Below are 13587 nucleotides of genomic sequence, written 5' to 3'. Positions count from 1 at the left end.
CGCCTAGTCGTCGGAAGGGTCCTGCGTGTCCTGCAGCGCGCGCACGCCGCGTTCGGCGGGCGGCAACAGTGCCGCGAGCACGTCGACCGTGCGTGCGGTCGCGCCGCGATGACGCGATGCAAACGCCGCGCCGGCCGCGCCCATTGCGATGCGCCGCGCCTTGTCGTCGAACAGCGCGTCGAGCACGTGCGCGAGATCGAGCGGATCCTCGACCTGCAGCGCCGCGCCGGCCGCGACCGCGTCGGCGGTCGCCTGCGTGAAGTTGAACACGTGCTTGCCGATCAGCACCGGCACGCCGACTGCGCACGCTTCGATCAGGTTCTGGCCGCCGAGCGGCAGCAGGCTGCCGCCGATGAACGCGATGTCGGCCGCCGCGTAATACGCACCGAGCTCGCCCATCGAATCGCCGAGCAGCACTGTCACGTCATCCGGCAGCGGCTCGGCAGCCGGCTGGCCAGACGCGAGCGCGGCCGTGTCTGCCGCCCACACCGAGCGTCGCACGCACTTGAGCCCGCTGCGCTCGACGAGCGCCTCGACCTCGGCGAAACGTTGCGGATGACGCGGCACGAGCACCAGCAGCGCGCCGGGCGTGCGCATCGCCGCGAATGCGTCGAGCACCAGCGCCTCCTCGTTCTCGCGCGTGCTCGCGGCGACCCACACGGGCCGCGTGCCGATCGCCTCGCGCCACGCATGGCCGCGCGCCGCGAGTTCCGGCGGTGTCGTCATGTCGAACTTCAGGTTGCCGAGCACGGTCACGTTGCGTGCGCCGAGCGACGTCAGCCGCTCCGCATCGGCCGGGCTCTGCGCGAGCACGCGCGAGAAGCCGCCGAACACGTCATGCGTCGCCGCGCCGAACTTCGATGCCCGCCGGAACGAACGCGCGGACATGCGCGCATTGGTCAGCACCAGCGGCACGTCAGCACGCCGGCACTCGTCGATCAGTGTGGGCCATACCTCGGTTTCCATCACGAGGCCGAGCGTCGGCCGCCACGCGCGCAGGAAACGTCGCACCGCGCCAGGCATGTCGTACGGCAGGTAGCAGCGCAGCACGCGATCGCCGAAGATCTGTTCGCCGGTCGCGCGGCCGCTCGGCGTCATGTGCGTGAGCAGGATGCGCGCATCGGGACGGACGTGCATCAGCGCGTCGATCAGCGGCTGCGCCGCGCGCGTCTCGCCGACCGATACCGCATGCACCCAGATCAGCGGCGCACGGTCATCGCGCGAGCGGCCGGCCACGTGGCCGAAGCGTTCGCCGATGTGTTCGCGATAGCCGCGCTCCTTGCGCGAGCGCACATAAAGCCGGATGACGGCGATCGGTGCGACGAGCCACCACAGCGCGCGGTAGATCACCCTCAGCATGCGGCGATCCTCATGTTGCAACGGAGAAGAGGCGCGCTCAAACCAGCGCCCTGCCCTTCAGGCGTTCGAGAATGCCGAGCGGCGCGCATTCGCGGCGCACCATCGCGTCGACCGGCAGGAAGAAGGTCTGTTCGAGCATGAACTGGCCGGACATCACAGCGTGCGAAGTCTGATCGGAGAAACATATCCACACGCTGCCCGGCGGAAACGGCATCGTTTGCTGTGGACAAGTCTTCTGGTAGTCGAGATCGGCCTTCATGCTGTCGTGCAGGTTCAGCATCAGGTGGTCGTACGCGCTGCGCGGCGATTTCGTCACGTGCAGCAGGTTCAGCAGCCATGCGGCGCCCGGCAGCTGCGGCTTGATGTGCGGCAGGAAGCGCTTCGCGACGTCCTCGAACGGCTCGCCGACGCGCCACACGCGCGGCACGCCGGCCGGGTTCACGTTCGTGAACACGCGCAGGATGCGCTCGCCGTAGTTCGGCCGCGACGGAAACGCGTCGACGTGCAGCCGGCTGTCGTCCTTGCGCCACGACGTCTGGCGCGTCTCGACCTGCATCAGCCGCAGGCTCGTCGGCGCGACGCGCAGCTTGCCGCGGTATTCGGGAAAGAGGCCGTCGACGAGCGTGCCGGCCTGCTGCTGGAAGCGCGCGACGAGCGCGCGCACCGCCGACTGCGTGACGCTGTCGCCGAGCACGCCGGCGAGCGCACCGCCGTTCGGCGCGAGGCTGATGTTCTTGCGTTTCGGGTCGGCGAGCGCCGGATCGAGCAACGCTTCCTCGCCGCCCTCGATCGCGAAGCGCAGGTGCGGGAAATACAGCACCTTGCCTTCCTCGACGGCGGCCAGCAGCTGCTCGCGCGGCGCCGACAGGTTGTGTCCGCTCCAATCGGCGGACGGGACTTCGATGATCTGGGATTCGCTCATGTTCGGTTCGCGTGGGTTCGCGCGTGTGACTGCGTTACAGGAGACCGAAGCCCGCGAGCGCCGACTTCACCTGCGCGATCGACGGGGGTTGCCCCGCCGTGCCGAGATTGACGACGTTCGGCGACCAGTAGCCGCCGGTCCGCCAGGCCGTCGCGAAATTGTACAGTTCGACCGTCGGACGCTTCAGCGCGGCCGCGATGTGAACCAGACCTGTATCAACCCCGACGATCGCATCCGCGCCGTCGATCAGGCCGACCACGGCCGGCAGCGACAGCTTCGGCGGCACGATCGCCGCCGCGCCGAACGCCTGCGCCAGCCGCTCGCTGGTCGCGCGCTCCGCGTCGTTGCCCCACGGCAGCACGAGCGACGCGCCGCGCCGCACGAGGGCCTGGCCGAGCTCGATCCACGCGGCGTCCGGCCACTGCTTGTCGGCACGCGACGTCGCATGGACGAACACCACGTACGGCACCGGCAGGTTCAGGCCGAGCGCGGCCACTGCGAGCGCCGCCGCGCGCGTGTCGAGGCCGAACTCGACCGGGTCGGCCGGCGTCGGCGCCGGGTCGCCCAGCGCGGCCGCGACGAGTTGCCGCGAGCGCTCGACGACGTGCGTGCGCGGCGCGATCGGCACGCGCTTGCGATAGAAGAAGCGCACGGGCCACTCGTAGCCGGCGCCGTCGGTGCGATTGCCGAGCCCGACGAGCGGGCCGTGCGCCCAGCTGGCAACCCAGGCCGTCTTGATGAGGCCCTGGCAGTCGATCACGAGGTCGTACTGCTCGGCCGCGAGGCGCTGGCGAAACGCGCGGATCTCGCGCCACGTGGCGCCCGAGAACGGCTTCTTGCGCCAGCGGCGCAGCGAGAACGGCAGCACGTTGCGCACGCCGTCGACGAGCTTGACCAGGTCGACGAAGCTTTCCTCGACGAGCCAGTCGATCTGCGCATCGGGGTGGCGGCGCCGGATATCGGCGATCACCGGCATGTTGTGCACGACGTCGCCCAGCGACGACACGCGCACGATCAGGATCTTTTGCACGCTGAAAAAACGCCGGCAGGCAGCCGGCGACAAGCATAAAGGGGGGATTTTATCTCGCCCGGCGGGCCAGACAGACAAAAAGCGGCCGCACGCCCTTGGCGTGCGCCGCTTTTCGGGGATGGCGCGACGATCGGACTCACCGTCGCGCCGGTGGCGGCCCGAGGCCGCCGATGCTCAGAACGGCAGCTTGACGTCCGGCTTCGCGGCCGTCAGCACGCGGCGGAAGTCCTCCTGGATGCGCTTGAGCCCTTCCTGCGTCTCCGACTCGAAACGCATCACGACGACCGGCGTCGTGTTCGACGAACGCGCGAGGCCGAAGCCGTCCGGATACTCGACCCGCAGGCCGTCGATCGTCACGACTTCCTCGGCGCCGTCGAACTTCGCCTCTTTCTGCAGCTTGTCGATCAGGCGGAAGTTCTCGCCTTCGTCGAGCCACAGCTGCAGTTCAGGCGTGCTCATCGCGTCCGGCAGCCCGTTCAGCAGCGCGCTCGGATCGGCCGTCTTCGCGAGGATCTCGAGCAGGCGCGCGCCCGTGTAGAGACCGTCGTCGAAGCCGTACCAGCGATCCTTGAAGAACACGTGGCCGCTCATTTCACCGGCGAGCGGCGCACCCGTCTCGCGCAGCTTCGCCTTCACGAGCGAGTGGCCCGTCTTCCACATCAGCGGCTCGCCGCCCTTCGACTTCACCCATTGCGCGAGGTGGCGCGTGCACTTCACGTCGTAGATGATCTGCGCGCCCGGGTTGCGCGACAGCACTTCTTCCGCGAACAGCATCAGCTGGCGGTCCGGATAGATGATCTTGCCGTCCTTCGTGACGACGCCGAGGCGGTCGCCGTCGCCGTCGAACGCGAAGCCGATCTCGGCGTCGGTGTCCTTCAGCGCCTGGATCACGTCCTGCAGGTTTTCCGGGTGGGCAGGATCCGGGTGGTGGTTCGGGAACGTGCCGTCGATGTCGGTGAAGCGCTCGACGAGCTCGCAGCCGAGCGCCTTGAACAGGCGCGTCGCCAGCGGGCCGGCCACGCCGTTGCCGGCGTCGACGACGAGCTTCATCGGGCGGGCCGGCTTGATGTCGCCGACGATGCGCGCGATGTATTGATCGGCCACGTCGAACTGTTCGTACGTGCCGCTGCCCGTCTCGAAACGCTCGTCGACGATGCGCTGGTACAGCGCCTGGATCTGCTCGCCGTAGATCGCGGCGCCGCGCAGCACCATCTTGAAGCCGTTGTAGTCGGGCGGGTTGTGGCTGCCCGTGACGACGATGCACGAATCGACGCGGCGCTCGCCGCCCTTCAGCGCGAGCGGGACGTTCGCCGCGAAATAACCGACCGGCGTGGGCACCATGCCGACGTCGACGACGTCGACGCCCGCCGCACGCAGACCGTCGGCCAGCGCGCCGACGAGGTCCGGCCCGGACAGGCGGCCGTCGCGCGCGACGACGACCGCATCGCCGCCCTGCGCACGCACTTCGCTGCCGAATGCCCGGCCGATCCCGCGTGCGGTGTCGGTGTCGAGCGTCTTGCCGACCACGCCACGAATGTCATAAGCCTTGAAGATGGATTGGGAGATCATCGATTCACTTCTCTCAGTTGCGTGCATGGAAAATTGTCTGGCTTGCCTGGCCGCCGCGCGCCGGTGCCGCGCATGATACATGCTGGCCCGGCACGGAGCGAAACCGCTGGCGCCGAACGGCGGGAGCGACCCCGATCCCACTTATAATCGCGGGTTTTGATGACTCGCATACCGCCCATTTTAATGCCTAGCTGTCCCGTCGCCGCCAACCTGCAGCCCCCGGGCGCCCTGCCGGCCGCCTCGCGCGCACGCCGCTGCCGCGCATGCTGAAGCGCTTCGGCAATCCGGACGTCGCGAAGGCCGTCGCGAATCTCGTCTGGCTGGGGCTCGAACGGCTCACGCAGATCGGCGTCGCGATCGCGATCAGCGGCCTGCTGGCCCGTTATTTCGGGCCAGATGTGTTCGGCAAATGGCAGTATGCGAATACGCTCCTCCTGGTACTGGCGCCGCTCACTTGGGTGTGCGGCGCGGAAATCCTCGTCCCGACCATCGTCCAGCGCCCGCCCGCCCAGCTCGGCGCGGTGCTCGGCAGCGCATTCGCGCTGCGCATCGCCGTCTCCGTCGCCGCACTCGTCGCGACCTGGATCGCGATCGCCGCGGGCGCCTTCGATCCGCTGGTCGGCGCGATGCTCGCGGGCCTCGCGGTCACGATGGTGTTCCGCGAGCCGTTCGTCGGCGTCATCAACGCGTGGCTGCAGAGCATGACCTACAGCAAGCCGCAGCTCGTCACCAGCATGGTCACGGCGCTGGTGAAGGCGCTGCTCGTCTGGCTGCTGGTCCGCGCGGCCGCAGGCCCCGCCCGCTTCGCGTGGCTGTGGGCGCTCGAGGCCGCCGCAATCGGCTTCGCGCTGCTGCTGTACTACCGGCATCGCAACGGCGGCGCGCTCGGCTGGACGTTCGACAAACCGCTGTTCAGGCACTTTGCAACGGCCGGCACGGTGTTCTGGCTCGGCCTCATCTGCATGTACCTGTTCCTGAAGCTCGACCGCCTGATGCTCGAGCGTCATGTTTCGTTCGCCGATCTCGGCCGCTACTCGGCCGCGCAGCAGCTCAACGAGAACTGGATCACGCTCGCGCTGATGCTCGCGCAGACGATCGCGCCCGCCTTCGTCTACCGCGTGCAGGACGTCGCGCGGCTGCGCCGCAACATCGTCCGGCTGATCGCGATGACGGCCTGCCTGATGACGGCCGGCGCGCTCGTGCTCGACGCCGCCGCCCCGCTGATCGTCGGCAAGGTGTTCGGCCACGGCTACGAGGCCTCGGTCGACATCTTCCGCTGGGCGGTCTGGCTGTCGGTGCCCGCCGGCATCGAGGCGATAGGCAATCTTATCGTTCTCAAATATCAAGCAAAATTCGTGTTGCTGTCGAAATGGCTGCTCGCGCTCGCGATCGCGGCGCTCGTCAACCTGTTCGCGATCCCGCGGCTCGGCCTGTACGGCGCGCTCGTCGGGCTGGCGGCCGGCTACCTGGCCGCCGCCGCCGTCAATTTTTATTACATCCGTTTCAAGCTGCGACCATGACGTCCCCTGATTGCCCGACCCCGCTCGACGACGTGGCCGTGCTGATGCCGGCCTACAACGGGCACGACGACGTCGTTCGGACCCTCGCCTCGTTTCGCGAGGACACGCCCGTGCACGTGCTGATCGTCGATGACGGCAGCACGCCGCCGATCGTCGCGCCCGACCTGCCCGGCCTCACGATCGACGTGCTGCGCATGCCGCAGAACGGCGGTATCGAGCGTGCGCTCGCCGCCGGCATCGACGCGCTCGCCGCGCGCGGCTTCCGCTATGCCGCGCGCATCGACGCGGGCGATCTCGCCGCGCCGCAGCGCCTCGCGAAAGAGCGCGCGTACCTCGGCGCCCACCCGCGCGTGGCCTGTGTCGGCATGTGGACGCAAGTCGTGTCGCGTGCCGGCGAGCCGCGCTTCATGCTGACGCCGCCCGCCGATCCGCGCACGCTGCGCCGCACGCGCTTCCTGCGCTCGCCGCTCGTGCATCCGTCGGTGATGCTGCGCATCGACGCCGTGCGGGAAGTGGGGAACTATCGGGCGAAATACCGTGCGGCCGAGGATCTCGATCTTTTTTTACGGTTAATGCAACGCTACGATTGCGCGAACCTGCCGGAACTGGGTCTCTATTACGAACTGAACGAGGGCGGGATCAGTGCGACCAAGCGCCGGCGCCAGCTGGTGTCGACGCTCACACTGCTGCTGAGCCACTTCAACGCGCTGAACCCGTACGACTGGGCCGGCCTCGCCAAGAACCTGCTGCATTTCGTGACGCCGTACCGGACGTTGCAGCGGATCAAGCAGACGCTGTTCGCCGCGCGGCCGTCCGCGTGACGCCCATTCGGCGTATCCGGCATTTACGACGCTTTATTTATTCTTTTTTTCATGTCCGCCACCTCCCCGCTGCGCATCGCGCTCGTCTGCAACACGGCCTGGGCGATCTACACGTATCGCCACGGGCTGATCCGGGCGCTCGTCGCGCGCGGCGCCGAGGTCATCGTCATTGCGCCGCACGACCGCACGGTGCCGCTGCTCGAGCAGATGGGCTGCCGCTACGTGGCGCTGGCGGTTGCATCGAAAGGCACGAGCCCGCGCGAGGATCTCGGCACGCTCGCCGCGCTGGTGCGTCACTACCGCGCGCTGAAGCCCGATCTCGTGTTCCATTACACGATCAAGCCGAACATCTACGGCTCGGTCGCCGCGTGGCTCGCGCGCGTGCCGTCGATCGCGGTGACGACCGGGCTCGGCTACGTCTTCATCCAGAAGAGCCGCGCGGCAAGCGTCGCGAAGCGCCTGTACCGGTTCGCGTTCCGCTTCCCGCGTGAAGTGTGGTTCCTGAACCGCGACGATCTCGCGACCTTCACCGACGAGCAGTTGCTCGCGCATCCCGATCGCGCGCGGCTGCTGCACGGCGAAGGCGTCGATCTCGAACAGTTCGCGCCCGTGCCGCTGCCCGCCGGCGACGCACCCGTCTTCATCCTGATCGGCCGGCTGCTGTGGGACAAGGGCGTGCGCGAATACGTGGAGGCCGCGCGCATCGTGCGCGCGCGCTTGCCGAATGCGCGCTTCCAGTTGCTCGGACCGCTCGGCGTCGACAATCCAAGCGCAATCGGCCGCGCGGATGTCGATGCGTGGGCCGGCGAAGGCGTGATCGAATATCTCGGCGAAGCGCACGACGTGCGCCCGCATATCGCGGCGGCCGACTGCGTCGTGCTGCCGTCGTACCGCGAAGGCGTGCCGCGCACGCTGATGGAAGCATCGGCGATGGGCCGCCCGATCGTCGCGACCGACGTGCCGGGTTGCCGCGACGTCGTCGCCGACGGCGAAACGGGCTTTCTGTGCCGCGTGCGCGACAGCGCGAGCCTCGCGGAGCAGTTGCTCCGCATGATCGAACTCGGAACGGCCGGCCGCGACGCGATGGGCGCGCGCGGCCGGCAGAAGGTCACGGCGGAATTCGACGAACAGCAGGTCGTCGAACGCTACCGGCGTACTATCCATTCGTTAACCGGTATCACCCTCTGAAGGAGCGCATCAGCAATGACCGCGAAAGGCACCATCCTCGTCACCGGCGGAGCGGGCTATATCGGCTCGCACACGACCGTCGAACTGCTCGGCAACGGCTACGACGTCGTGATCGTCGACAACCTCGTCAACAGCAAGGCCGAATCCGTGCGCCGCATCGAGCGGATAACGGGCAAGACGCCCGCGTTCCACCAGGTCGACGTGTGCGACGAAGCCGCGCTCGCGAAGGTGTTCGACGCACACCCGATCACCGGCACGATCCATTTCGCCGCGCTCAAGGCCGTCGGCGAATCGGTGGAGAAGCCGCTCGAGTACTACCAGAACAACATCGGTGGCCTGCTTGCCGTGCTCAAGGTCATGCGCGAGCGCAACGTCAAGCAGTTCGTGTTCAGCTCGTCCGCAACCGTATACGGCGTGCCCGAGCGCTCGCCGATCGACGAATCGTTCCCGCTGTCCGCGACGAACCCGTATGGCCAGTCGAAGCTGATCGCCGAGCAGATCCTGCGCGATCTCGAAACCTCGGACCCGACGTGGCGGATCGCGACGCTGCGCTACTTCAACCCGGTCGGCGCGCACGCGAGCGGGCTGATCGGCGAGGACCCGGCCGGCATCCCGAACAACCTGATGCCGTATGTCGCGCAGGTCGCGGTCGGCAAGCTGGAAAAGCTGCGCGTGTTCGGCTCCGACTACCCGACGCCGGACGGCACCGGCGTGCGCGACTACATCCATGTCGTCGATCTCGCGAAGGGGCACATCGCCGCGCTCGACGCGCTCGCGAAGCGCGACGCGAGCTTCGTCGTGAACCTCGGCACGGGCCAGGGCTACAGCGTGCTGGAAGTCGTGCGCGCGTTCGAGAAGGCGTCGGGCCGCCCGGTGCCGTACGAGCTCGTCGCCCGCCGCCCGGGCGACATCGCCGAGTGCTACGCGAACCCGCAGGCCGCGGCCGACATCATCGGCTGGCGTGCCGCGCTCGGCATCGAAGAAATGTGTGCCGACCACTGGCGATGGCAGGAGGGGAACCCGCGCGGTTTTGTATAATCCGCTGTCCATTTTTCGAGCGATCCCATGCTCAGCTTCGCGTCCGGCTTCATCGTTTCCCTGCTCGTCACGCTGTTCATCGTGCGCTATGCGCACCTTCACGAGAAATTCTCGATCGACAGCGATCTGGCCGGTGTGCAGAAATTCCACGTGCGGCCCGTGCCGCGGGTCGGGGGCATCGGGATCCTCGCGGGCGTCGTCATTGCCGCGCTGATCCTGTCCCGGCGCTATCCGACGATCGCCGGCAGCATTCTCGGGATCGTTGCCTGCGGAATGCCGGCGTTCCTGTCAGGCCTCGTCGAGGACCTGACGAAGCGCGTGTCGCCGCGCGCGCGGCTGCTCTGCACGATGGGGGCGGCCGCGCTGGCGTTCTGGCTGCTGGGCATCGCGGTCAAGCGCATCAGCGTGCCGCCGCTCGATTTCCTGCTCGGCTACGTGGTCATCTCGGCGTTCATCACCGTGCTCGCGGTCGCGGCGCTCGCGAACGCGATCAACATCATCGACGGCTTCAACGGGCTCGCGTCGATGGTCAGCTTCATGATGTTCGCGTCGCTCGCGTATGTCGCTTTCCACGTCAACGACCCGGTCGTGATGTCCGCGTCGATCATCATGATGGGCGCCGTGCTCGGGTTTTTCCTGTGGAATTTCCCGGCCGGACTGATCTTCCTCGGCGACGGCGGCGCGTACTTCATCGGCTTCATGCTCGCGGAGCTCGCGATCATGCTCGTGATGCGCAACCGCGAGGTGTCCGCGTGGTACCCGGTGCTGCTGTTCATGTACCCGATCTTCGAGACCTGCTTTTCGATCTACCGGAAGAAATTCATCCGCGGGATGTCGCCCGGCATCCCGGACGGTGTGCATCTGCATATGCTCGTGTACAAGCGGCTGATGCGCTGGGCCGTGGGGACGAAGCATGCGCACGATCTGACGCGGCGCAATTCGCTGACGTCGCCGTACCTATGGCTGCTGTGCCTCGTCGCGGTGATTCCCGCGACGCTGTTCTGGCGGCATACGGTGCACCTGTTCGTGTTCGTCGTGCTGTTTGCGCTGACCTATGTCTGGCTGTACATCAGCATCGTGCGGTTCCGCGCGCCGAGGTGGATGGTGGTACGCAAACACCGGCCCAGTCGCTGAGCCGTTCTCGGCCCGGCATGAAAAAAGCGCCCTGCGGGGCGCTTTTCTTTTTGGCCGGCCGGCTGGCCGCTGTGGCGGCGACCACACGGACCTCCGCGTTCAGCGGTTCGACGCGACCCGTACGCTCTTCAGCGCCGGAACGGCAGCCGTCTGATACTCGGGCACCCAGCGCCGCAGGTCGCGCCGCACTTCGTCATCGGGCAGGACACGATGCTGCATCAGCCACGGCAGCAGCTCGTCGAGGAAATTGTCCGGCACTTCCCGCGCCCGCGCGATTCGCAGCTTCGGATGCGGGGTACGCGTCGTTGCCTCGTCATCGGCGAGCAGTTCCTCATAGAGCTTCTCGCCGGGCCGCAGCCCGGTGAATTCGATCCGGATCTGCTCTTCCGAGAAACCGTACAGGCGGATCAGGTCGCACGCCAGATCGACGATCTTCACCGGCTCGCCCATGTCGAGAATGAAGATCTCGCCGCCATGCCCCATGCTCGACGCCTGCAGCACCAGCTGCGACGCTTCCGGAATCGTCATGAAGAAGCGCGTGATCTCCGGGTGCGTGACCGTGACCGGGCCGCCCTTCGCGATCTGCTGCTGGAACTTCGGGATCACGCTGCCCGCGCTGCCGAGCACGTTACCGAAGCGCACCGTCTCGAACTGCGTGCGCCCGCTCGTCTGCTGCAGCGCCTGACAGGCCATTTCGGCGAGGCGCTTGCTCGCGCCCATCACGTTGGTCGGATTGACGGCCTTGTCGGTCGAGATCAGCACGAAGTGACGCACATCGTGGCGAATCGCCGCGCGGGCCACGCGATAGGTGCCGAGCACATTGTTGCGCAGCGCCTGCCACGCGTTGTGCTCCTCCATCAGCGGCACGTGCTTGTAGGCAGCCGCGTGGAACACGATGTGCGGCGCATGACGCGACATCACCTGGTCGAGCAGCAGCGAATCCTTCGCATCGCCGATGATCGGCACGACAGGCAGGTCGGGGAAGCGCTCGCGCAGCTCCTCGGTCAGCCGGTACATCGCGTACTCGGACAGGTCGAACGCGACGAGCTGCGCCGGCGCGAAGCGCAGGATCTGCCGGCACAGCTCGGAGCCGATCGACCCGCCCGCGCCCGTCACCATCACGACGCGGCCGCGCAGCAATGCTTCGACATGCGGCGTGTCGATCGTCACCGCGTCGCGGCCGAGCAGATCCTCGAGATCGATGTTTCGTACCTGCGACAGGAAGCCCTGCCCCGGCATCAGCGCGGTCAGCGACGGCAGCACCATCGCCTTCACGCCGGCCCGCACGCACAGCGTCGCGACTCGGCGCTGTGTTTCGACCGACGCTGACGGAATCGCGATGATCGCGTAATCGACCTTCATTGCATCGGTCCAGTGCTTGAGGTCGTTGAACGAGCCCAGCACCTTGTAGCCGTAGATTTCGCGGCCCTGCTTCGTGACGTCGTCGTCGAGCAGGCCGACGAGGCGCCATTCGCCCGAGCGCGACAGTTCGCGGGCGAGGCTCGCGCCTGCCGTACCGGCGCCGAGCACCAGCACCGGCTTGCCCTTGCCGACGAGCCCGCCGTACAGGTAGTACTCCTTCGTCGCGCGATACAGCGCGCGTGCGCCGCCCATCGCCAGAAACAGCATCAGGGGCGACACGAGCAGCACCGAGCGCGGAATGATCGGCACCGGCTGGAACATCACGGCGCCAATCATCACGATCACGCCACCGCCACCCACTGCCTTCGCGATACGCATCAGGTCTGGCAGGCTCGCGAACACCCACAGCCCGCGATACAGGCCGAACACGTGGAACATCAGCGCGTACACGGGCAGCACCCACGTCAGCGCCATCAGCGCGCCGCTCAGGAAATCGGTCGGGACGCTACCGTTGAATCGGACGAGATAGGCGAACAACCACGCTGCAAGCACCGCCAGCAGGTCGAACAGGAAAGCACTCAATGACAGCCAAGATGCTTTGGATCGCAACATCGGCGGGAGACCTCAAGATTTGTTTTCGGTGGCCATGCCGACACGGCGCCAGCGCGCGTCGATCACGCAACCGATGCACGCAAGAACGCCATACCAGGCGACAAACAGCCCCCACTGCTGCAGTGTGGGACGGCCCAACGCCCACAGGGCTACAATTATGCCCGCGAGCATCACGAGGTACCAGTAGATGGCAGTGCGCCGATGACCGGTGCCGGAGCGAACCATGCGCTGATAATAATGCTCCCGGTGCGCCTGCCAGAACTTTTCGCCGCGTAACAAACGTCTCGCAAGTGTTACAGATGCATCCGCAATAAAGGGCGAGAACACCATCGCCGGAAACCAGATCGGCCAGACCCCGCCTCGCCACCCCCAGTAACCGAGCGCGCCCGCCATGAACCCAAGCGGAATCGAGCCCGCGTCGCCGAGAAACAGCTTCGCTGGATGGAAATTCAGCAGCAGGAAGCCGAACGCGGCGCCTGCGATCGCCGCGCCGCCCGCCACGAGATCCGGCTCCGGCTGCGCGCCCGCCAGGGCGGCGGCCGCATACGCGCCGAAGCCGAATAGCGCCATGCCACCGGCAAGGCCGTCCGCGCCGTCCATGAAATTGTACAGATTGGTCAGCCAAACCATTCCGAAACCGATGCCGACGAGAAGCCACCACGGCGCGGCGGCCGGATAGACGACGATCAGCGCGACGACCGCGGCAAGGTGTGCCGCGAACCGGACCCGCGCGGGCAGCCCGCGCCGATCGTCGAGTTGCGACAGCGCGGCGAGGCCCGCAGCGGCCACGGCGACCAGCCACATCGACGGCGCGAGCCACAGCATTGCGATCACGGACACCGGCACAATGCCCCAGCCGCCCACACGCGGCGTCGGCAGTGTATGCAGCGAACGGTCGTTCGGAATATCGGTCGCGAGGCGCCAGGCCAGCCCCGTCGCGAGCAGCGTCCGCAGGATAAGGGTCGAGGCGAAGGCAGCGGCTATTGCGACGCCGGCCACCGTGAGCCACGTGGTAATCGCGGGATGCATATT

General features: G+C 67.4%; 11 protein-coding genes. 5 read left to right on the top strand and 6 right to left on the bottom strand.

Annotated elements, in window-relative coordinates; all coding sequences use genetic code 11:
- Window positions 1–3 precede the first annotated feature (3 nt).
- The 4 genes from waaA to CFB82_RS04750 all read right to left on the bottom strand — a co-directional run bounded on the left by waaA (window position 4) and on the right by CFB82_RS04750 (window position 4880).
- The gene (gene waaA / locus CFB82_RS04765; RefSeq protein WP_069247326.1) at window positions 4–1359 is read right to left on the bottom strand and encodes a lipid IV(A) 3-deoxy-D-manno-octulosonic acid transferase; all 1356 of its coding nucleotides are present in this window, start codon (window positions 1357–1359) and stop codon (window positions 4–6) included.
- Between the two features lie 37 nt (window positions 1360–1396).
- Window positions 1397–2281, bottom strand: coding sequence for a Kdo hydroxylase family protein (locus tag CFB82_RS04760; protein WP_089483544.1), 885 nt, complete (start codon window positions 2279–2281; stop codon window positions 1397–1399).
- Between the two features lie 34 nt (window positions 2282–2315).
- Window positions 2316–3311 carry a lipopolysaccharide heptosyltransferase I gene (waaC, locus tag CFB82_RS04755; protein ID WP_089483638.1) on the bottom strand — a complete coding sequence of 332 codons (996 nt, stop codon included), beginning with the start codon at window positions 3309–3311 and terminating at the stop codon, window positions 2316–2318.
- A gap of 174 nt (window positions 3312–3485) precedes the next feature.
- Window positions 3486–4880 carry a phosphomannomutase/phosphoglucomutase gene (locus CFB82_RS04750; RefSeq protein WP_089483543.1) on the bottom strand — a complete coding sequence of 465 codons (1395 nt, stop codon included), beginning with the start codon at window positions 4878–4880 and terminating at the stop codon, window positions 3486–3488.
- Between the two features lie 263 nt (window positions 4881–5143).
- Between CFB82_RS04750 and CFB82_RS04740 the strand changes: the two genes are divergently transcribed.
- The 5 genes from CFB82_RS04740 to CFB82_RS04720 are packed head-to-tail and all read left to right on the top strand — an operon-like array spanning window position 5144 to window position 10581.
- Window positions 5144–6400, top strand: a complete 1257-nt coding sequence (locus CFB82_RS04740; RefSeq protein ID WP_039361066.1) for a lipopolysaccharide biosynthesis protein — start codon at window positions 5144–5146, stop codon at window positions 6398–6400.
- Complete coding sequence (locus tag CFB82_RS04735; RefSeq protein ID WP_089445076.1) at window positions 6397–7221, top strand: glycosyltransferase; 825 nt, start codon at window positions 6397–6399, stop codon at window positions 7219–7221. Before CFB82_RS04740 ends, CFB82_RS04735 begins: the two co-directional genes overlap by 4 nt.
- A 51-nt stretch (window positions 7222–7272) precedes the next feature.
- On the top strand, window positions 7273–8409 hold the full coding sequence (locus CFB82_RS04730) for a glycosyltransferase family 4 protein (RefSeq protein ID WP_089445075.1): 1137 nt from the start codon (window positions 7273–7275) through the stop codon (window positions 8407–8409).
- 15 nt (window positions 8410–8424) lie between these two features.
- Window positions 8425–9447 (top strand): UDP-glucose 4-epimerase GalE, encoded by a 1023-nt coding sequence (gene galE / locus CFB82_RS04725; RefSeq protein WP_089445074.1) that lies wholly within the window; start codon window positions 8425–8427, stop codon window positions 9445–9447.
- 27 nt (window positions 9448–9474) lie between these two features.
- A complete protein-coding gene (locus CFB82_RS04720) occupies window positions 9475–10581 on the top strand; it encodes an MraY family glycosyltransferase (protein ID WP_089445073.1) in 1107 nt (368 codons plus the stop codon).
- Between the two features lie 99 nt (window positions 10582–10680).
- On the opposite strand, the gene CFB82_RS04715 is transcribed toward CFB82_RS04720, so the two are convergent.
- Together CFB82_RS04715 and CFB82_RS04710 are read right to left on the bottom strand one after the other, a co-directional pair.
- The gene (locus CFB82_RS04715) at window positions 10681–12555 is read right to left on the bottom strand and encodes a polysaccharide biosynthesis protein (protein WP_089445072.1); all 1875 of its coding nucleotides are present in this window, start codon (window positions 12553–12555) and stop codon (window positions 10681–10683) included.
- 12 nt (window positions 12556–12567) lie between these two features.
- On the bottom strand, window positions 12568–13584 hold the full coding sequence (locus CFB82_RS04710) for an MraY family glycosyltransferase (RefSeq protein WP_089445071.1): 1017 nt from the start codon (window positions 13582–13584) through the stop codon (window positions 12568–12570).
- Between the last annotated feature and the right edge of the window lie 3 nt (window positions 13585–13587).

The organism is Burkholderia sp. HI2714, from assembly GCF_002223085.1.
Classification (GTDB): Bacteria; Pseudomonadota; Gammaproteobacteria; order Burkholderiales; family Burkholderiaceae; genus Burkholderia; species Burkholderia lata_D.
The sequence above is the reverse complement of the archived record's forward strand: the minus strand, read 5'-3'. Positions and strand labels throughout refer to the sequence as shown.

Bases quoted from the DNA above. Each gene is read 5' to 3' on its own strand.
- waaA (WP_069247326.1), bottom strand. From the start codon at position 1,359: ATGCTGAGGGTGATCTACCGCGCGCTGTGGTGGCTCGTCGCACCGATC.
- CFB82_RS04760 (WP_089483544.1), bottom strand. From the start codon at position 2,281: ATGAGCGAATCCCAGATCATCGAAGTCCCGTCCGCCGATTGGAGCGGA.
- CFB82_RS04750 (WP_089483543.1), bottom strand. From the start codon at position 4,880: ATGATCTCCCAATCCATCTTCAAGGCTTATGACATTCGTGGCGTGGTC.
- CFB82_RS04740 (WP_039361066.1), top strand. From the start codon at position 5,144: ATGCTGAAGCGCTTCGGCAATCCGGACGTCGCGAAGGCCGTCGCGAAT.
- CFB82_RS04735 (WP_089445076.1), top strand. From the start codon at position 6,397: ATGACGTCCCCTGATTGCCCGACCCCGCTCGACGACGTGGCCGTGCTG.
- CFB82_RS04730 (WP_089445075.1), top strand. From the start codon at position 7,273: ATGTCCGCCACCTCCCCGCTGCGCATCGCGCTCGTCTGCAACACGGCC.
- galE (WP_089445074.1), top strand. From the start codon at position 8,425: ATGACCGCGAAAGGCACCATCCTCGTCACCGGCGGAGCGGGCTATATC.
- CFB82_RS04720 (WP_089445073.1), top strand. From the start codon at position 9,475: ATGCTCAGCTTCGCGTCCGGCTTCATCGTTTCCCTGCTCGTCACGCTG.
- CFB82_RS04715 (WP_089445072.1), bottom strand. From the start codon at position 12,555: ATGTTGCGATCCAAAGCATCTTGGCTGTCATTGAGTGCTTTCCTGTTC.
- CFB82_RS04710 (WP_089445071.1), bottom strand. From the start codon at position 13,584: ATGCATCCCGCGATTACCACGTGGCTCACGGTGGCCGGCGTCGCAATA.